The organism is Streptomyces sp. NPDC059957 (genome assembly GCF_042730015.1).
Classification (GTDB): domain Bacteria; phylum Actinomycetota; class Actinomycetes; order Streptomycetales; family Streptomycetaceae; genus Streptomyces.
In genome coordinates this window covers 95,187-114,392 of the sequence record NZ_JBHWMB010000021.1, presented here as the reverse complement: position 1 = coordinate 114,392, position 19,206 = coordinate 95,187, and the positions used below count along the sequence as shown (strand labels likewise).

11 protein-coding genes and 5 pseudogenes are annotated in these 19,206 nt (G+C 67.8%); 10 read left to right on the top strand and 6 right to left on the bottom strand.

Features of this window, described 5'->3' with window-relative positions; all coding sequences use genetic code 11:
* The 4 genes and pseudogenes from ACFWBW_RS16840 to ACFWBW_RS16825 all read left to right on the top strand — a co-directional run.
* Window positions 1-1,235: trypsin-like serine protease (locus ACFWBW_RS16840; protein WP_385373073.1), on the top strand; the 1,235-nt coding region annotated here is incomplete at its 5' end.
* A gap of 350 nt (window positions 1,236-1,585) precedes the next feature.
* Complete coding sequence (locus ACFWBW_RS16835) at window positions 1,586-5,179, top strand: ALF repeat-containing protein (protein ID WP_385373071.1); 3,594 nt, start codon at window positions 1,586-1,588, stop codon at window positions 5,177-5,179.
* 252 nt (window positions 5,180-5,431) lie between these two features.
* The gene (locus ACFWBW_RS16830; RefSeq protein ID WP_385373069.1) at window positions 5,432-5,713 is read left to right on the top strand and encodes a hypothetical protein; all 282 of its coding nucleotides are present in this window, start codon (window positions 5,432-5,434) and stop codon (window positions 5,711-5,713) included.
* Window positions 5,710-5,947 (top strand): annotated as a pseudogene (locus tag ACFWBW_RS16825) (IS630 family transposase); the annotation flags it as partial. The gene ACFWBW_RS16830 and the pseudogene ACFWBW_RS16825, both read left to right, overlap by 4 nt.
* A gap of 953 nt (window positions 5,948-6,900) precedes the next feature.
* Here ACFWBW_RS16825 and istB read toward each other — a convergent pair.
* Window positions 6,901-7,670 (bottom strand): annotated as a pseudogene (gene istB, locus ACFWBW_RS16820) (IS21-like element helper ATPase IstB).
* Window positions 7,667-9,287 (bottom strand): annotated as a pseudogene (gene istA / locus ACFWBW_RS16815) (IS21 family transposase). The pseudogenes istB and istA overlap by 4 nt, the downstream one beginning before the upstream one ends.
* Before the next feature lie 160 nt (window positions 9,288-9,447).
* Here istA and ACFWBW_RS16810 point away from each other — a divergent pair.
* The 3 genes and pseudogenes from ACFWBW_RS16810 to ACFWBW_RS16800 form a co-directional block, all read left to right on the top strand.
* A pseudogene (locus tag ACFWBW_RS16810) lies at window positions 9,448-10,064 on the top strand (IS5 family transposase); the annotation flags it as partial.
* A gap of 65 nt (window positions 10,065-10,129) precedes the next feature.
* Window positions 10,130-10,570: a DUF6086 family protein gene (locus ACFWBW_RS16805; RefSeq protein WP_385373104.1), complete on the top strand. Its 441-nt coding sequence runs from the start codon at window positions 10,130-10,132 to the stop codon at window positions 10,568-10,570.
* A gap of 297 nt (window positions 10,571-10,867) precedes the next feature.
* Window positions 10,868-11,707 (top strand): IS5 family transposase, encoded by an 840-nt coding sequence (locus tag ACFWBW_RS16800; RefSeq protein ID WP_385373067.1) that lies wholly within the window; start codon window positions 10,868-10,870, stop codon window positions 11,705-11,707.
* 56 nt (window positions 11,708-11,763) lie between these two features.
* Here ACFWBW_RS16800 and ACFWBW_RS16795 read toward each other — a convergent pair whose 3' ends face one another.
* Window positions 11,764-13,353 (bottom strand): hypothetical protein, encoded by a 1,590-nt coding sequence (locus ACFWBW_RS16795; RefSeq protein ID WP_385373065.1) that lies wholly within the window; start codon window positions 13,351-13,353, stop codon window positions 11,764-11,766.
* A 446-nt stretch (window positions 13,354-13,799) separates the two neighbouring features.
* Window positions 13,800-14,303 (bottom strand): hypothetical protein, encoded by a 504-nt coding sequence (locus ACFWBW_RS16790; RefSeq protein WP_385373063.1) that lies wholly within the window; start codon window positions 14,301-14,303, stop codon window positions 13,800-13,802.
* 681 nt (window positions 14,304-14,984) lie between these two features.
* Between ACFWBW_RS16790 and ACFWBW_RS16785 the strand changes: the two genes are divergently transcribed.
* From ACFWBW_RS16785 to ACFWBW_RS16775, 3 genes and pseudogenes are all read left to right on the top strand, one after another.
* On the top strand, window positions 14,985-15,236 hold the full coding sequence (locus ACFWBW_RS16785; RefSeq protein WP_385373061.1) for a hypothetical protein: 252 nt from the start codon (window positions 14,985-14,987) through the stop codon (window positions 15,234-15,236).
* Between the two features lie 767 nt (window positions 15,237-16,003).
* Window positions 16,004-16,496: pseudogene (locus ACFWBW_RS16780) on the top strand (peptidylprolyl isomerase).
* A 572-nt stretch (window positions 16,497-17,068) separates the two neighbouring features.
* Complete coding sequence (locus tag ACFWBW_RS16775) at window positions 17,069-17,560, top strand: DUF6233 domain-containing protein (protein WP_385373059.1); 492 nt, start codon at window positions 17,069-17,071, stop codon at window positions 17,558-17,560.
* Window positions 17,561-17,627: 67 nt separating this feature from the next.
* Here the strand turns inward: ACFWBW_RS16775 and ACFWBW_RS16770 are convergent, their stop codons facing one another.
* Both ACFWBW_RS16770 and ACFWBW_RS16765 read right to left on the bottom strand, forming a co-directional pair.
* Complete coding sequence (locus tag ACFWBW_RS16770; RefSeq protein ID WP_385373057.1) at window positions 17,628-17,831, bottom strand: hypothetical protein; 204 nt, start codon at window positions 17,829-17,831, stop codon at window positions 17,628-17,630.
* 595 nt (window positions 17,832-18,426) lie between these two features.
* Window positions 18,427-18,816, bottom strand: coding sequence for a lipocalin/fatty-acid binding family protein (locus tag ACFWBW_RS16765; RefSeq protein ID WP_385373055.1), 390 nt, complete (start codon window positions 18,814-18,816; stop codon window positions 18,427-18,429).
* Window positions 18,817-19,206 lie beyond the last annotated feature (390 nt).

The window sequence follows — 19,206 nt, the reverse complement described above, 5'->3', positions numbered from 1 at the left end:
CCGCCCCTGCCGCGGGCGAGGCGCTGACCGTCGCCGGCTTCGGTCGCACCAAGACCGAGTGGCGCCCCTTCACGAACCACAAGGCCGTCTTCACCGTCGCTTCTCCGGTCGCCACGGGATTCGACGTCGCCCCGAAGACTCCCGCGGACGCCCCCGTCTGCCAGGGTGACGCCGGCGGCCCGGCCCTGCGTACGGAGAACGGGAAGCCGGCCCTTGTCGGCCTCGTGAGCCGCGCCCTGCAGGGCGGCTGCCTCGACAGCGCCGAGACGCGAACCGGTGCGCACAGCACCCGGGTCGACGGACTGGGCGAATGGATCGACGTACACCGCGCGAAGGCCCCGGGTTGGAAGACGGTGGCTACGGTTCAGTCCGGCAGCAGCCTCTACCAGGGCACCCGCTTGTCCAATGGCTCGTGGACCGGGTTCACCGACGTCCAGCTGAAGGCCAGTCCCCTGAACGGCATCCGCAGCTCCGCCGTCGCGGGTATCAACGGTGACACCCACGTGCTCGCCATCAGCAACAACGGCGGGCTCTTCCACACCGTCCGCAAGCACGACGGGAGCTGGGGTGCCTTCGGCGACGTGTTCTCGGTGGCCAACGGCCTCGGTAACCTGACCCAGGTCACGGCTGTCTCCATCGGCCTGGACCTGCACGTCGTGGCCGTCGCCGACAGCAAGGCGTTCCACACTTTCCGCAACGCCACCGGCCACTGGGTGCCTTTCCGCGACGTCTCCAGCGGGTCCGTCTCCGGCGTGACCGCCGCGGCGACCGGCGTTGTCAAGGGCGAGCTCCACGTCGGCCTCGTCAGCGGCGGGAAGCCGTACCACAGCATCCGCCAGAGCAACGGCACCTGGTCGAGCTGGGGCAACGTCGCGCAGGCAGCCAGCGGCACTGGGCCGATCACCTCGATCAGCATGGCGGGCGCCGGCGACGATATGCACTTCGTGGTCGCCACCGACAACGGCACCCGTCAGTACCACACCATCCGCAAGGGCAACGGGTCGTGGGACACCTTCGGTGACCTCAAGGACGTCCTGGGCACGGTGACGGCCAAGGCAGTCTCCGCGGCCGCCGTCAACGGAGAGCTCCAGGTCACCGTCACCACCAGCGACGGCAAGCTCGTCCACACGGTCCGGCGCCCCGACCGCACCTGGGCCACCACGGCGACGGTGCCGCTGCAGGGCCTACCCGCGGCCGCCGGCGTCCTGGCCACCACGGCCACGTTCATCTCCTGACACACCCAACGATGGGCGTCCCTGCGTGAAGGCACCGCAAGGACGCCCATCCAGGCCAACCGCCGGGTGGCGTCACCGTCCATCCCGTAGCGGGCGGGGCGCCATCCGGCGTCGGCGCACACGCGGCCGGACAGGGCCGACGGAGCGACGCGCACGTTCTGCGTTGCTGCGGTGCGAACGGCCCGCCGGAGAGACGGCCTGCATGGCGGACACGGCAGGCCTCGGTCGTCGGTCGTGCCGCCCGAGTCACGCTCGATCGCCCGCCCGATCGCGATACCACCCAGCGCCGTGGAAGCCGCACCCGAGCGTTTCCTGCGCTCGCCTTTCGAACAGCAATCAAGGACATTCAAGTGAAAATTGGTCCGCGCCCCCGGGGCGTGACGAGGCCCTACACGACGGCCTGGCGCCGGCTACGGGTCACGGCCGCGACTCTTGTGTCGACTGCGCTCCTCGTGGGAGCCCTCGGTTCGACTAGCGCCACAGCGGCGGACGAGGAGGAACTGCCTCCCCAGACGGCCCGCGGGCGCGTCGTGGAGCTGTGGATGGCAGGCGGGCCGGGAGTCAAGGCAGCGGCCGAGGCCGCGTTGACCGGGACGAACCAGGACATCGACAAGTTCCTCGCCGCTGAACCGGTGTTCCGCAGGACGGACGACCGGGCCGACGCCTACTCGATGATCAGTGTCGGTGGAGTCGCCGTACAGGCAGCCGCAGGTGCTGCCCTCCAGTCCGCTGATCCGCAGGCCGTACGTACCTTCCTGCAGAAGGGCTGGCAGGCACCTCTTGCCCAGGACCGGCGCGTCGAGGTTCTCGCCGCGATGAGCGCAGGCGGTCCCGGGGTCCAGGCCGAGGGCAAGAAGGCGCTCCAGGGCTCCCCCGACGCTGTCCGGGCCTTCCTCGAATCCGGCCAGCACCACGTCCGCAACACGGACAACCGCGTGACGACCATGGCTCTGCTGAGCATCGGCGGCCCGGCCATGCAGGCCGCGGCGAAGAGCGCCCTCAAGGGCACCCCAGCCGAACTCCAGGAGTTCATCGACTCCGGCCAGTACATCGCGCGGAGCCGCGATCAGGAGTACGCCACCGTCGCGCAGCTCGCCGAGCAGGCGAAGGCGGCCGGGGCGCAGGCGGAGCGGTCGACAAAGCTTGCCGAGACCAGCTCGCAGAGGGCGGTGAAGGCCGCACAGGAAGCGAAGGCGGCCGCACAGAACGCTGCCGAGGAGACGCGGCTGGCACACGCTGACGCGCTCAGGGCGGCAGCCGCTGCCGCCACGGCCGCCGACGCTGCGCGGCGGGCATCCGCCGCCGCGCAGCAGGCCATCAGTTCCGCGCGTGCCGCCAGCCAGGCCGCCCGGGTCGCGGCAGCTGCGGCCTCCCAGGCTTCGGCCGCGGCCATCGGCGCCTCGAACGCGGCGAACCGCGCGCACAACGCGGCTTTCGATGCATGGGGCAACGCGGACAAGGCATCCGATGCCCGTAAGCTCGCCGACGAAGCCGACGCGGCAGCGGCGGCGGCAGAGGACTCCGCCAAGTCCCTGGACCGGGCGGTCGAGGCCGCGCAGGCTTCGCAGAACGCGGCCACGGCGGCCAAGGACGCGGCCGGCGATGCCACCGATGCCGCGCAAGCCGCAACGGACGCCGACAGGCATGCGGCCTCAGCGGGGGTCGACTCTCGCGACGCGAGGATCGCAGCCGATCAGGCACGCCGTCACGCCGCCGAGGCCACGCGGGCCGCCACTCAAGCAGCCGCCCTGGCCGCCAAGGCTCGCAGCGCCGCGGTCACTGCGGCAAAGGCCGCGCGATCGGCAGCCGAGCACGCAAGGAAGGCAGCCACGGAGGCCAGGCGCGCTGCCGACTTCGCCGGGCAGGCAAGCCAGGCGGCAGCCGAAGCCCGCAAGTATGCCGCTGAAGCCAAGACCGCGGCCGATGCCGCCGAGACGGCCGTCACCCAGGCGAAGGAGGCCCACCAACTCGTCCTGGACGCCGAGGCAGAGGACCTTGCCGGCCGCACCACGGCCGGCATCGAAAGGGCCAAGGACGCAAAGCTCGCGACCGACCAGCTTCAGGAACAGGCCACACAGGCGATCACCGCCTACCGTGCCCTCGACGAGGAAGCGGCCCGCCTGAGCCAGGAAGCTGCCAATCCTGCGGCCCATGCCGGAGTTCTGGCAGCCAAGGGCCGCTCGGTGGCACTCGCCGCAGCCAAGAATCGCGGCCCGTGGGCAAAGGAGGCCGCTCTGGAGGCTCTCGCGGCAGACGACGCGGGAGTTCGACAGTACCTACTCACCGACTGGAAGCAGGCTACCGACGACGACGACCGCGCCCAGGTCGAACGGATCGCCGACTCCGCGGAGCAACCCACCCCCGTGCGGGCCGCCGCTACCACCGCACTGGGCCAGTCGGCACCGCAGATGCGGGAGTTCCTCTACACCGGCCGATACGCGGCAGCGCGCACTGACAACCGCGTCAAGGTCCTCGCCCTCATCTCCGCGGGCGGGGACTCCGTCAAGGCAGCCGGTCGCAAGGCTCTCGAAACCGACACCCCGGACTCGCTGAACGCCTTCCTCAAGCGAGGGCAACACGAAGCAAGGACGACCGACGAGCGTGCCTGGACACTGAGCCTGCTGAATGACCCGAATGCCGGGTCCGAGGTCAAGGCAGCGGCCCGGGTAGCCCTGTCCGGGCCCCCGGCACTCGTACGTGAATTCGTGCAATACGGGTACCACAGCGCCCAGGTCAAGGACGAGCAGACCGCCGCCCACCGGCATCAGATCGCAGGCCTGATCGCCGAGGCCTCTTCCGTGGCGGCCCTCGCGCGGCAGAACGCCTGGAAGGCCGCCGCGTACTCGGCCACGGCTAACGCTGAGGAAGGAGCCGCCCGCGAATCCGCCGCCAGCGCCCAGAAGTCCGCGGACACCGCGGCCGGCTTCGCCCAGGACGCCAAGAACTCTGCGACAGCCGCTCAGAGTTCCGCGGACAAGGCCACCGCGGCGGCTTCCACCGCGCGCTCGGCGGCAGCCGCCGCGGAGCGTGACGCGGCCGCTGCCGAGGACTCCGCACGCCGGGCCGAGCTCTCCTACGCGTTTGCCCGGGGTTCCGCGGCCATGGCCAACCAGGCAGCAGACGACGCCCACCAGGCGGCAGTCGCTGCGGGTAAGGACGCCGAGGCCGCCGAACAGGCGAAGTGGCACGCCTTCGGCAGCTTCGTCGAGAAGTACCGGCAGGAGGGCGTGCAGCGTCAGGCTGAGGAGGAGGAGAAGCGCCGCGAGGAGAAGGCGAACAAGAGCAAGCTCATCTGCCCGATGGCGGGGGACCGATACGGCACAGCGTGCTTCGTGGATGACGGTGAAAGCCTCACCCACGCGACTGAGCCGCTCTACCCCTTCTTCAGCGCGGCCGTCGGAATCGACGACCTCAAGGAATGCGCGGAGAAGAAGACTGCCGGGTCCTGCGCTTGGGCCGCTGCCGCCATCGTGCCGATCCCTGCCGCCAAGCTCGGCAAGGCCGCGGGGCTGGCCGCCGCCAACAGCGATAACATCGGCAAACTCTTCAACGGAGTAGAGGGTCTTGCCCTCACCGCGAAGGCAGCGCGGCCGAAGATCCTCTGGAAGTCAGACGACTGGGATGGATTCGCGCACGTGAAGGACGGCCACCGTACCGGTGGCGCGGCCCAGAAGGCAGACCCCCGGAAGGGTGTGTTCGAGGGCAAGGTCGTGAAGGGTGACGAGGGCCTCATGAAGGCACTTCAGCGAACCGTGGACGAAGGAAAGGGACCCTCTCCAAACATAGACAAGCACGGCAACGTAAGGCCGGGCGATGTCTACGAGCTTGAGTTTCACAAAAAGATTGGCAAAATGGGAGTGGACCAAAACTACCGGGACGCCACCGCGATCAAGGTAATCGTGGACAAGGCAACCGGACTCCTGGTCAGCGCCCACCCGATCTAACCGTCAACCCGCGGTGGGGGAGGTTCGAGGCCGGGCCTCCCCCACCGCGCCCCACAAGGGAAAACTGTTTTGCTGACACTAACCTTCACCCCGGACGGAAACCCCGAAACTCCGGCTCACCCATCCCGGAATTCCGACCTTCAGAGCCTGAGTGAGATCTCCCTCCGATATCACCATTTCACATACCCGATCACACTACGGGCAGGTGACACGGTATTTCTTGACGAAACACCCACACCAATTCTTGATTTCGTGTCGGTGCTGGAAAATGCCATCCGCCGGCTACGGAATGGCTCCGACGGCGGCATTTCCTTCACCGAACATCCGGGGGAAATCGATCTCGTGATCCACGGCGACGTTCTCCACATCAACGACAGCGGAGGGAGAAAAGCCGTATGCCCCACAGAGGAATTCATCACCCAGGGCATGCAATTCGCGAGTACCGCCCTGCGGTATGTCACTGAAAACAACCCCTCCCTCGAGCGCAACGAGTACGTGCAGAACCTCTCGAAGTTGATTGGCGAACACTACTGAGGTTGAACTCGTGGTGTCGTAGGGGCTGGCGGCTCGCCATCAGAGTCCCGGTCCGTTCCCGCAGAGGGATATCCATCGCTGCGCTAACCTGCTACAACCCCGGTCACCGGCCCCCGCCTGGTCGACCGGCTGCGCCGGGACGACGGCCGACGCGACGGACGCAAGAGCTTGCCCGGGCGCGACCACCGGGACTTGCTGATCTCCGCACATCAGCAGTTCGGCGGCCCGATACTTTCATCGGCATCCGCGATGTGGAGGGCAACCAGGAGACGGATCCCGGCCCCTTCTCCTGGGTAAACCTCAGCGGCCCCACCACGCAGGACTATCCTGAGAACGCCTGCTCTGTCTCCGTCAACCGGCCTGGTGACGATTTCCTCATCATTCACGTGGCGACCGAGGGAGGGAAACTCTGGGAGACGCCGTGTGAATCCATAGAGCTCTCCCCCGCCGGGCGCCGGCCCCATCGTCTGGACCCAGGTGCTCCCTATGGGCCAACCGGTCACCCTCGCTGAGCGGTCCTCGGCCAAAAAGCTCTCGGCCATCAAGCCGCCCCTCGTCGGCAAAGGCCTGAGGAAGAGCAAGAAGCCCTTCTCGCTTTCCCGCTCGGCACTGGCGTTAACGGTGCGAATTGGCCCCACGATTCCGGTCTGCGTTGGCCCCACTTCGTGGCCAACACGACGATTGTTCCGGCCCGAGGTGGCCCCAGGTTCCGGCCTCAGCCGGCCCAGCCCTGGGGATCGGTCGGGGCAGCCTGATGTCGCGGGGTGGTCATGAGAGAGAATGCTGCGCATGACGACTTGAAGAGCACCGGCCGGGCGGCAGCACTGGGTCAAGGTCGCGTCCTGGGACACCGTCAAGGACGCCGATCGCCGAGTATGCGCCGCCTGCGAAACCGAGGTCTGCTCCTACCAGTTCCGTTTCCATCCGCCTGAGTCCTCGATGTTCGAGCGGTGCGTCGGCTTGGCCTGGTGCTCCGGGTGCCGGATCTATTCCGGTGCGATGGTTCACGTTCCCCGAACACGTGTCCTCGTCGACGCACTGGCGTCCCTCCCTGCGGACGAGCGCGATCGGCTACTTCGTAGCGAGGCGAAACTGATCAGGTATCTCGAGAGCCGTGGCGGCGGTCGGCAGTGATCGGTTTCCGCTGGGTGACCGGAGATCTGTGAGGGCTACTTCTTCGTCTGCTGCTACTTCGCTTTGGTCTGGGCAAGCCGGTAGGACTCGGTGCCGGTTTCGATGATGGCGCCGTTGAAGGTGAGACGATCGACCATGGCCGCGCAAAGACGCGGGTCGGTGAACGTCTTTGTCCACCCTCCGAACGATTCGTTCGAAGCGATGGCGACGCTGTTCTTTTCCTCCCTCTCGGTCAAAACCTGGAACAGCATCTCGGCCCCTCGCCGGTCCAGTTCCAGGTATCCCAGCTCATCGATGCAGAGAGGTCCACGCGGCCGTAGCGGGCGATCGTCTTGGACAACTGCTTCTCGTCGGCGGCCTCGACAAGCTCGTTGACGAGCTTCGCGGCCAGGGCATAGCGGACGCGATGGCCTTCCATCGCAGCGGCGGTGCCCAGCCCGATCAGCAGGTGGGATTTGCCAGTGCCGGAGTCCCCGATCAGGCAGAGGGGCTCGCCCTTCTTGACCCATTCGCAGGTGGCGAGGTTGTTGATCACGGCCGGGACGACGTTGGGGTTGGCAGCGAAGTCGAAGTCAGAGAGCCACTTCTGGCGGGGAAAGCCGGCGGCTCGGATCCGTCGTTCCGAACGTCGCCGGTCGCGGTCCTCGCACTCGGACATCAGCAGCTCCGCGAGAAATCCGCGATAGGAGAGCTGTTCGCGTTCGGCCCGGGCGACGAGGTCGGGGAACTGGGCCCGCATCGTCGGGAGCCGCAGGACCCGGCAGGCGGTGTCGATCGCCGCGTCGGCGGCGGGCTCGGTCAGGTAGTGATTCGGACCGGTCATGTCGCGTCCTTCCTGGACTGATTCAGTAACTGGTCCCAGCGTTCGAGAGCGGGCAGAGGACGCTGGTCGGTGGGGAGGCGGACGGCTCGGTGGGCGCTCAGACTGACCACCTCGCTGGGCTCCGGTCCCGGAAGAACCGATGCGGGCCCGGTGACGGCCACGGTGGGAGACCGGCCGTCGGTCTGGGCTGCCTTTAGGGCTTCCAGGGCCACGACGTCGGCGGTGTGGGCGCCGACCGCTAGGGCCGATCGGATGCCGGCAACCATCCCGGTGTTCGAGGTGCCGGTGCAGGAGAAGGACGTGGACCAGTTGTTTGGTGCCCTCGGTGTCGCCGTCGGCACTCTTCGCCGCAGCCCAGAACGCTTCGTGGACGGCGGTGAACCTGCCCTCGCGGCGGGCCTGGTCGAGGGCTTCGGAGCCGGCCATCGCCCCGGGCTTGGCCAGCAGCACTTCCAGGAAGTGGTCGAGGACGACTCGCTCGGCGCCTTTGGCGGTGAGCCGGGGGTGTCGGGCGATCTCAGTGCGTCCGTGGAAAACGACCAGGTCACTTGAGCGGAGCACGACCCGGACGGTGCGACCGATGAAGCGGGCCGGAACGGAATACCAGCAGACCCTCACCGCGATCATCCCGTAGCGGTCGACCCTCGGAGTGAACACGGCGCCGGTCTCGAACCCGTCCGTCGGCTGAGGTATCAGCAGCGCGGACTCGTGGGCGAAGTCCTGCCCGATGGTCCGGATCCGCATCCCGATCCGCCGTCCTTCCTCCGCCCGCTCGAACTCCAAGAAGGACGCGTTCAGCTCGTCGAGTGAGTCCACCCGCGGATCGGGAGTCAGGTAGTTGCGGCGGAAGTAGCCGACCTGGCCCTCGACCCCGCCCTTCTCATGGGCCCCGCGAAGTCCCGGCTCGCAGTAGAAAGGGGTGAAGCCGAAATGCCGCCGAAAATCCTCCCACCTGGGATGTTCCTCCCTCGACCGGCTCTTGTGGATCACCGGGAGACAGCCGGGGAGAGGTTGTCGTAGCGGATCTGACCACCCGGAATGCCGCCCAGAGTCCGGAAGGCGTGAACGTGGCCGTCCAGAAACGCTTCCTGCCCGCAGGATGTCGTGATGCGGTGGACCGCTTTTCCCGAGTAGGCGAGACGCAGCGCGAACACGAAGCACTTCGTGCGTTCACCGGCCAGATCCACCCATGCCTCGCCGAAGTCGACCTCTCCCCGGCCGGTTGTGGCGGATCACGAACCCCGCCGTCGGTGCCGCTCCGGCCGCCTCGGCGATTTCCCGGCGCCGGCGGGAGACGTAGTCCCACACGGTTGAGTAGGCGATGTCGGCCCCGCACTCCTGACGCAGTCGCGTCAGGATCCGCTGAACGGTGTGCCGCTGTTTCGGCGGCGCCTCTAGATCGCCGAGCAGCCACTCGTCGATCGTCTTCTTCAACGGCTCCAGGCGAGGTGACGACCGCACCGGGGTCTTCCGCGGCTTGGGCACCGGTGATGCCAGAGCGTCGCGTACCAGCCGACGGTGAACGCCGTACTTGCGGGCCAACGCCCGCATCGACAGCCCTTCCTGCCACGAGTCACGGCGGATCCTCAAGAACAGCTCTTCCCTCGACAACTCCATCCGGCATCGCCCCCACACGGTCCACCACGACCGTCCCACCACCCGCCGCCTGGTAGGGCCAAATGAGACCGGAACAACCCCCGAACGCTCCCGTACGCCCCCACCCCTGGGGCCAACTCAGGCCGAAAAGTGGAGCCGAATCAGATCGTCAAAGCCACCGAGCTGGCAGACGGTCTACCGGCGCTTCGCCCAATGGAGCCGAGCCCGCGTCTGGGCCCGGCTCTACCGTGTCGTTCTCGACGAACTCGGGGCCCGGGGCGAGCTGGACTGGTCGCGGTGCGCTATCGACTCCGTCAGCATCCGGGACGCAAAGGGGGGCCTCTGACAGGACCGAATCCGACCGACCGTGGCAAGTTGGGCTCGAAGATCCACCTGATCACGGACCGGAACGGACTTCCTCTGTCACTGGGAATCTCCGGTGCCAACATGCATGACAGTCAGGGCCTCGAACCGCTCGTGCTGGGTATCCCGCCGATCCGTTCCCGGCGCGGACCGCGACGACGGCGCCCCGCGAAACTGCACGCGGACAAGGGCTACGACTACGACCACCTGCGCAGATGGCTCCGCAAACGTGGCATCCGGCACCGCATCGCTCGCAGAGGAACCGAGTCCTCGCAGCGACTCGGCCGGCACCGATGGGTGGTCGAGAGGACCGTGTCCTGGCTGGCTGGCTGCCGTCGGCTCCACCGCCGCTACGAACGCAAGCCCGAACACTTCCTGGCCTTCGTCGGCATAGCTGCGGTTCTCATCTGCCACCGGCGTCTGGCCAAGGCCTAACTCTGACGACGGCAACCATGCAGCTGGATACGCTGGCCTGTCATGACCAGCTGAAAGGTGCCGCGATGAGCCAGTACTTCGACCTCGGCGACGAGACACTGTGGAACCCATCCAATGGAGCTTCCCGCATGTTCCAGCGTCAGATAGCGGTCTTCGAAGCGGAGCTGGAACTCCCATCGGGCATTGGGCCGATGGAGAACGACGAGTGCCAGATCACCCCCGACACCTTCGAAACCTTCGTCAACGCCCTCCTAACGCAGCACCGAAAATCGAACCACACCATCTGGCTCGCACTCTCCGAAGGCTTCACTGCCACAGTGCTCGTTCTTGCCGAACGCGCCGCGGTCAAGGTGGACTGGGCACGTCTTGGAGCCGCCCCGGAAGGCCCGCTCCAAGACGTGCAGGTCTCCACCGTCGCTGGGATGTCCACCCATGAGGAGGGCGCAGCCTGGGCTGCGGGCCTGCACGAGAAGACACGGGAGCTGGGACGGCACATGCCCCGCTGACCAGACCAGCCGCGTCCGACGAACCGATCGCAATTCCTGCCCACTGCTACTCGCCATAAGAAACGACGTCTAAGAGGGCGTTTAGCCCAGATCCGCGTGGTTATCTGCCGGTCTGGGCTTCGCTTGCTCTGGGGCTGTTGAGGCTGGAGTGAGTGATGGTGCGTGAGTCGTGATTCCGCCGCCGTGTTGGCCTAGCTGCTCCTGTTTCATCCCAAGACGCCGCGTTGTGCGCCGTGTGCTTCGGGCGCCGGTATCTGCGCCCGGCCCCGCCAGGCCGTAGGTGGGTAGCTCGGGATCATGCCTGAACGCCGTCGATACCCGAGCGATCTGTCGGATGCCCGGTGGGAGTTGGTCGAGCCGGTCCTGACCGCGTGGCGGTCCGAGCGCCGCGGCCGCGGCCTGGACATCGGCCGGCCTCCGGACCACGACCTGCGCAGCCTGGTGGACGCGGTCCTCTATGTGAACCGGACCGGGATCCCCTGGCGCTACCTGCCACACGACTACCCGCACTGGAACACGGTCTACGCCTACTTTGCCCGCTGGCAGGAAGAAGGAGTCTTCGACCAGCTCAACAGTCTCCTGCGCCGGCAAGTCCGCAGGCAGGAGGGGCGGGAGGAGGAGCCGACCGCCTGCGTCATCGACTCGCAGAGCATCAAGACCTCCACCAACGTGCCGGCCCGCGAACAGGGCATCGACGCGGGCAAGAAGATCGTGGGCCGCAAGCGGAGCATCGTCATCGACACCGTCGGGCTCCTCCTCCAGGTCCTGGTCACGGCTGCGAGCGTGCAGGACTCCATCGCCGGCCAGACCCTCATCGAGCGAGTCGCCGCCGACCATCCCACCGTCCGTAAGACCTGGGTCGACGGCGGCTACCGCCAGCACCTCGTCGAACACGCCGCCACCCTCGGCATCGACATGCACATCGTCCGCCGCGACCCCACCACCAGGGGATTCACCGTCCTGCCGCGAAGGTGGACCGTCGAGAGAACCCTTGGCTGGCTGATGAACCACCGCCGCCTGGCCCGCGACTACGAAGCCCACCCACACCGCTCCGAAGCCATGATCCACCTCGCGATGATCAACATCATGACCCGCAGACTCACCGCCGAATCCGCCCCCAGCTGGCGCGGCGCATGAACCATCCCCAACCCCGCAATTCGGGATGAAACAACGGGACGAAACGCCCTCTGAGGTCACTGCCCGACCGAGCACTCCAGGATCCGGCCATCGACGGTCCCCGCGAGCAAATAGCCACGGGGTGTTACAGCGAGGGACAGCGCGGCCGTGGGCGCGCCGTTGACTTCAAGGTTCGTGCACCAGCGCAGCGAGCCGTCCTCGGCGTCCAGCGCTGCCAAGGCTCCGGAGGTGTAGGCCACGTAAACGGTGTCCTCGTCCGCATCCAGAGCGGTGGCTGGGTGATCGGTGCGGTATTCCCACTGCACAGCACCGCTCAAGGACCGCCGGACTACGTAGGCGCCGCCAGGCTGAAGCCCGCGACCGTCGTGGACGGTGCCCGCGTGCACCAGGGACTGCCCGATCTCGACCGCCGGCCCGCCGAAGTGATGCTCCTCCGGCACCCAGGAGTGCGGAAAGAGCTGGCGCAGTAGCCCGTCAGCATCCAGAGCAGTGACCCACTTGTCCCGGTGTGGCTTGTCGGCGTCCATGCCGACCAGGGCGTAGGGGCGGCTCGCGCCACGGACGGGAAACGGGTGGTTGAACACGTCGAAAGAGCCTACGTCCGGCCCCGTATGAGGGCCGTCGAGATCGAACAGCATCAGCCGTGCAGGCTCTTTCCGACGGCCACCCAGCGGCCTCAAGACCATCCGGTTGCCACCTTCAACGAGGACCGCGAATACATCCTGGCTCAAGGTTTCCAGCACCTGCCCCGTGTCCAGCGCGATCCGGGCGATGCGAGGCGCGGATGTCTCCCAACGCCTTCCTTTACGGCGACCTCGGCGTTCGGCGTTGGTCCAAACCGACATGCAGTCGGAAGACAGAAGCAGCTGCCGACCGCCTTCCTCATCCTCAACCGACCAATGTCGCTCGCCCGATGGCAGCCACGATTCCGCCAGAGTTCCATCCAGAGCGCCCAGCACGCGGCCATCCGCCAGTCCTTCGACGGCCCACACTCGCCGACGTAGGGACCAGTGTTGGCCGGCCGCCGTCGCAAGATCCGCCAGGAGTCGCCGTGCTTCCTCGCTGCGATGGATGCGGACGGTCGGCTCTGCAGGTACTGCCAGGTCCTCGGATCTGATCGCTTCCTGCCCGACTGCGAGCCAGTCGGTGCGACTGACGACGGCTGTATGCCCCTGCTCTCGCGCGTGCGGGTTGTCCCAGTCATCGCATGGTGCCAGGACCAGTCGCAGTGCCGTCTGGCTGAGCCATTCCGCGCTGAGTACTTCTCGCGGGTACTGCAGCGCGGACACCACCTTGCCGGTGTCCAAGTGGATCAGCAGCAGTTCGCCTTCGAAGGAGTAGCCACCGTCGTAGCGTCCCGTCCCGACTGCCAGCAAGGGAAGCACGGGGTGAAAGGCGAAAGATTGCACGGGATACCGGGAGCGCACCAGGTGCCGGCACCGCAGGCCATCCCACTCGTAGACCCCGATCCGATGCCCAGTCCACTTCTTGTCGGCGGTCGCATTTCCGCTCCACTGAAGGTGCCCAAGGTCCCCGCCCACGGCAATCAGCTGCGAGCGATCGTCAACAGCGGCCAGATCCGGTGCTCCGACCTCGGCGAACGGCCCGTCGCCGAAAACGCGTCGGACGAAAGGCATAGACGCCATACAGGGTCCCTCCCGGGGCGGTAGGCAAACAAGCGCGTCCCGTTACGGGACAGCGGCAGCCCATGATCCCTTCAGGCCGCAGCCGCTACCAAATGTTTTGCATGGTCCCGCCCGCAGACAACCCAATCCCCCCTGGGACCGCGTAGACCCCAAGCGGCACAGGTCGTCACTGGGGGTACGTGAACCCGAGGCCGGGCATCCCAAGGGTCGGCCCTAGTTCAGAGAAGTGACGAGGCCGAACGAGATCGCACCAGACCAGATCGGGCGCATCGCGTCTCCCTTCGAGCCACGGTCCCCCTGGCCACCCTGCTCGCACCTTTGGGTGAAGGTGAAGTAACACGACTCCCGTATGGACAGTCTCTCGGCACTCCGGCCCCCCTGCCACCGGCCGACTTCAGCTGGTCCCTCCGGGCACCAGTGGGACTGGCGCCCGGAGGGCCTGCGCGCTAGTTGCTCTCTGCGACGAGGCTGGTACCCAGCTCCAAAGCAACAGTGAGCGCCGCGGTCTTGTCGGTCGCCCGATCGGAGTCGCTGCCGGCGATGACGATGTAGCCGTCAGCCAGAACCAGGTAGACCCGGATTTCGCCCTTCGCCACGACGGCGTACCGGAAGCCGGTGGCCGAGTCTTCGGCACCATGTAGGAACACGTATCGGACGCCACCCAGCCAGACCGGACTACGGGACGAGTCGGGGCTGACCGCCTCGACGAGCGTTGCGGCCTCGTTGACGGTCACCGAGGCCCCTTCCTCGTCCTCCACCTGGTAGTCCTCAGAGCGCTGGAAGTCCTCACGCTGGAAGTTCTCGAACCCCGAGAGGCCATCAACGCTCACCGCACCTGCGTACAGCGCCCCTGATTGCGCGTCGGCCAAGCCGAGAGCCGACGCCGCTTCCGGCGTCAGCCTCTTCTCCAGGAATTCCTGCCAGCCAACCTCGGTGTCATTGGTAGTCATAGCTTCGCCCGCCTTTACTTCTCACGTACCGGGATGATCAGGGCCTTCTGCCCTCCCACCCCTCCATCCGTCGGCAGCCGCCCAAGCGGCCCAGCCAGATCAGCCAGCGCAGCGACTGCCACCTGCCTAACCTCCTGAGGAGTGTCCGGGAAGCGGGCGGCACGGGGGCAGAAACTCCAGCCCTGTCGCAGAAGATCATCAGATAGGCTGGAGAGCTATCCGTCGCGTTCTCAAGAGGTGTTCCGGCACTTCGTCGATCGGTCCGTTGGCTTTCACGAGAAGAAACGGTCGAGGGCGTGAGCGATGCCGAGGTCCACCTGCGCCACGGCTCCAGCGCCTCAGGCGGCGTCGCGGTGATGCGAACCCTTCGCCCGATCTGCTGCCAGACGTGCCGGCGAGAGCGAGGGCGACGCGGGCGGGATGGGCCTCCCCCTCGCGGCGGCGCCTGCTTGGAACCAGGCCTCAAGATCCACCTTGGCGTCAAGCACGGCGTCCCTAGTTCAGAGAAGTGACCAGGCCAAAGCTGATCGCTCCAGACCAGATGGGCCGCATCGACGGACCTCCACTCAACGCCCGAGACCCCCTGTCCAGCCTCCCACCACACCACGCTCGCCGCCCCGGCCGCTGACCCACCCGAGAAGGCACTCGCACTCGAATTCGAACACGTATTTTAGTTAGAGGGTGACACCGCACCGCTTCCCCGCCGACCTCCTCGCCCTCCAGCAGACGCGGGAGGAGACTTACGCCCAGCTCGCGCACACCCCCGCCGGGGCTGGCACGGCCGCGCTGCGGCGCGCCCTGGTCCTCCTGGACCTCCGCCTTGCCACCCACCCGTACTGGGCCTCGCCAGCCCAATGGCGGACCGGCGCCGCCGAGCTGCGCCGCACCGCCCGCACCCACCTCCCCGCCGCCACGGACCGGAGCGCAGCATGAGCGAGCAGACCCCACCACCACCCGCCCGTGCCCGGTCCTGGTCACGTGGCACCCAGCCAAACCTGCCCCTGCGCCCGGTGCCACCAGTCCACATGCCGCTACGGGTTGGGTGGGAACCCACTCTGCAAGGGCTGCCAAAGCGAGCGTGACGAGCGACTCGCCCGCACCCGACCGTGAGCGATCCCGCCCGCCGCCAACCCCCCGGCCGGCTCCCGCCCGTCCGCGTTCTCCTTCCCGACGGTGAGGTCGGCGGGCGCTTGGTCCGCCGGTGGCAGACCGACGCTGGACGGTGGGTGTACGTGGTCGCCCTGCGCGCGTGGGCCAGCCGCACCGCCAGCACCGGCCAGGACCTGACCGAGGACCTCATCGAGGTCGACGCGCCCAGCGACCGCGTGCGCCCTGCACCCGGGACGTCGTACAACGACGTCCCCAAGCTGCACCGCCGACCGCCCTCGGCCCCTCCGGCTGCACCCGCGCCACCGGGGCCCGCCCCGGTCTGCGGGGGCTCCGGCCGATGGCTCAGGGAACGGGTACATAACCCCTCCAGACCGGGGGACGGGCCTCCCGTTGGGCCTCCACCATCCCGGCTGCGAGGCCATCACCGGCGGCAGCGGGGCGGCGGGTGCACTTCCCGCTCGGACGATGGCTTCCCGGGCCGCCCCAGGTTCTGCATCTCCGGCCCTGGAGGGCCAGGCGGAAGCAGACACCACCCTCCCCCTTCACGCAAAGTAGCGGGTCGAACACGAAGGGTGCGGAATGATCAAGGTATGAGTGACAACGTCTACTTCGACATCACCATCGACGGTAAGCCCGCCGGACGGTTCGTCTTCAAGCTGTACGACGACGTCGTACCCAAGACCGCCCAGAACTTCCGCGAGCTGGCCACCGGCCAGCACGGGTTCGGCTACGCGGGCTCCGGCTTCCACCGCGTCATCCCCCATTTCATGCTCCAGGGCGGTGACTTCACCAATCACAACGGCACCGGCGGCAAGAGCATCTACGGAGACCGGTTCGACGACGAGAACTTCACACATAAGCACACCAAGCCCGGGCTCCTGTCCATGGCGAACGCGGGCAAGAAACACCAACGGCTCGCAGTTCTTCATCACCACCACCGTCACCGCCTGGCTGGACGACGCCCACGTCGTCTTCGGTGAGGTCTACGAGGGCATGACGCTCGTAAAGACGATCGAGGCGCTGGGCTCGCAGAGCGGCACGCTCAAGAAGTCAGTGAAAATCGCCGCGTCGGGCACAGTTTGATCAGGCCGGGTGTCCGGGGAACACCTCCTTCGGCACCCACCCCTGGGCAGACGCCGTCGCCTTCGGCTAAGAAATCGTGACCAAGCCCCGCCGAGGCGCCACACTCTCCGGGTGCTCCGCAGCTGGCCGCGGAACGCCCGGGGAGTGGAGTGCGGTAGGCACCGGACGACCTGCTTCCCCAAGCCGAACGCCAATCCCTGGCCTATCGGCCTGGGCGGCACCCACCGCAGCTGCGCAAGCAGAGCGAAAGCCACCAGCCCGAATTCCGCGATGGCCGGGGCCGCCCCGCTGCCACACGACAGCCCGGACCGTCAGCTGGAGTAGACGGGCCTACGGACAGCGGAATGACCTCCCCCGCCCCCACCGTCAGACCGCAGGTCGCCACCTGGTCGCCCTCGCAGACGGGCCCCTGTGCTTCCTGCCACGTTCCGTGTGCAAGGTACGGAGCGCCCAATGCGAACCCCTTGGGCGAGGCGTGCAGGGCCGCGCGGCGGGCGCTGTACGGGAGCTGACCGTGTCCGTCCTGCCGCCCGACCTGCCCCGGCTGCGGACACTGGGCACCTACCTGCGCGGTGAACTCGTCCGGGCCGAACAAGCTCTTGCCTTCGCCGAGGAACGCGAGGCCCTCGAAGCATCCAGGCGGCCTCCGAAGGAGGCTCCCGCGTGGCTGGTCGAGCGGCATTGGAACCGGTCGGCTCCCGGCCCGCGTACACACCGGGGGCTGCTGGGACACCGGCCACCGCTGCGCCCCCGCCGCCGCAGAGCAGATACGGCGGCTGCTGGCCGAGGGCGTGCCACGTGCATCCACTGCCGACCGGACACCGCCTTGGGCATGCTGGAGTGAGCGCTCCGCGTGTGGTCGTCTATCCGCCGGACGTCGAGGGCGGGCGCCGGGTGCGCTGCGACGGCGAGATCCTCGGCCGCGCCCTCGGCCCCGCCGACCTACTCGAGTTCCTGCGGCGAGCCGGCCTGGACCCAACGCTGTCCGGCTGGACGACCCGCTGCTCATCGAGTGGTGCGGCGGCGGGCCGACCGTCTGGAGCCCGGACACCGGCCAGGAGTGAAGCGCAACAGTACGGGCCGCCACCCGGAAGGGTGGCGGCCCGCACAGCCTGGCCGATGCGTGCCCGGCTAAGAGTCCTTCCGGGCGTCTCCGACGTGGGCCGCCTCCACATACCGCTCCGCCTGACCGAACTCGATCTCCTTTCCGTCCATCTGCTCCTTGAGCCCGTAGCCGGCTTCCTCATCGAAGCTTCCGCGGTAGATCTCCGCCGGAGCGGTCACCTCGTCCACGCCGTCACCGGCGAACGCAGTGGTGGCGGGGGCCGAACGCACCACCACCTCAACAAGCGGGGGCGGCTACCGGTGGATCACCGCGCACGGCTCCCCCCGCACGATGTTGAAGCCGACGCACAGCTTCGTGCCATGTGCGATCTCCCGGTTTCGTGTCAGTGCGCCCCACCCCGGAACCGACGCTGAACAGCGCCAACACGCAGCCCCTCACTGTCTCTCACTCCACTGTCACGAAACCGAGCGATCGCACGTGGGCGGCGCCGGCCCGCGCAGACGACGTCCGGCACCGACCGCGACCAGCGAGGCCGCCGGCATGGCCACGGGCACGCCGACCTTGTCGTGAGCGAGCAGCCAGGCGACCACCTCCGCCGGTCGAACTGCGGATGCACCTCCGTGCAGCCGGTCGGGGCGGAAAGCCGAAGGCGCCAGTTCACCACCGCGGACCGGCCCACACGGGCCATCCCGCCTCCCCCAGCAACACCCGGTCCCGGCCCGGGACAACCGGGGCCAGGGCGGCGAGCGGCTGCCCGCGGGGGCGTACACCCGCCCGGGGCTGGGTGACGTCTGCGGGCAAGGCAACGCCGAGCGCGCCCCCGGTATGAAGCCGGGGGTCCGCTCGGCTTGTGGCGGCCACCTGTCAGGGAAGACGCCTGTACGTCCGCTTCGCATCGGTGCCGACGCCCTTGAGTACCAACTCCAAGCCCTCGGCACCGAACAGGTAGAGGACGGTGGTGTCGAAGCCGTCGACGTTCAGCCTCTGGGTCACCCAGCTCTGGTCGCGGCGGCAGATCCCCTTGTACGGACGGCCGTCACCGTAAGTACCGGTGTACTCCTGGCCCAGAGTGAACTGCTCGACATGCGTCCTGGCAGGGATGGTGACCGTCAGCGTGTAGTGGTCGCCCTCCTGCACGATCTTCACCATCTGCTGGGCCGATGCCATGACCTTCCGGTTGACCGCATCGACACCGATCGACTCCAGGTACCCCTCATACCCTTCACCCCCGGTCAACTCGTACGTACCGGTCACATCCAAGAACGCGCCACTGCCCGACAACGACAACCCCCTCCACCACGATCACAACGAGCACAGCGGCCCGGCCGGGCCGCCCCCTCTCCCATGATCCGAACACCAGCCCCGCCAGAACAGACACAAACGCGCCCAAGCCACACCCGGCCCGCTGGCCACGGCGCGGCCCCCAGTCGCGGGCGGCTGCGGGTCGGTCAGCGGGCTTCGCGGCAAGCCCCGGGCCAAGGCCGAGGCGCAGTCGCGAACTGTCCGAGCTCTGTCGAGCAGCCCCTGCCGGCAGTGCTCTTCCCCGGCACGGACGCCCCGGCCGGGGCGGGTGTTCGAACGAGGGGGTCGAGGCGGTACTTCTGATGGTGGCCGTTGCCCATTCCCGCGGGCGCACCCGGCGCC

Bases quoted from the DNA above. Each gene is read 5' to 3' on its own strand.
- ACFWBW_RS16805 (WP_385373104.1), top strand. From the start codon at position 10,130: ATGAGCCAGTACTTCGACCTCGGCGACGAGACACTGTGGAACCCATCC.
- ACFWBW_RS16800 (WP_385373067.1), top strand. From the start codon at position 10,868: ATGCCTGAACGCCGTCGATACCCGAGCGATCTGTCGGATGCCCGGTGG.
- ACFWBW_RS16795 (WP_385373065.1), bottom strand. From the start codon at position 13,353: ATGGCGTCTATGCCTTTCGTCCGACGCGTTTTCGGCGACGGGCCGTTC.
- ACFWBW_RS16790 (WP_385373063.1), bottom strand. From the start codon at position 14,303: ATGACTACCAATGACACCGAGGTTGGCTGGCAGGAATTCCTGGAGAAG.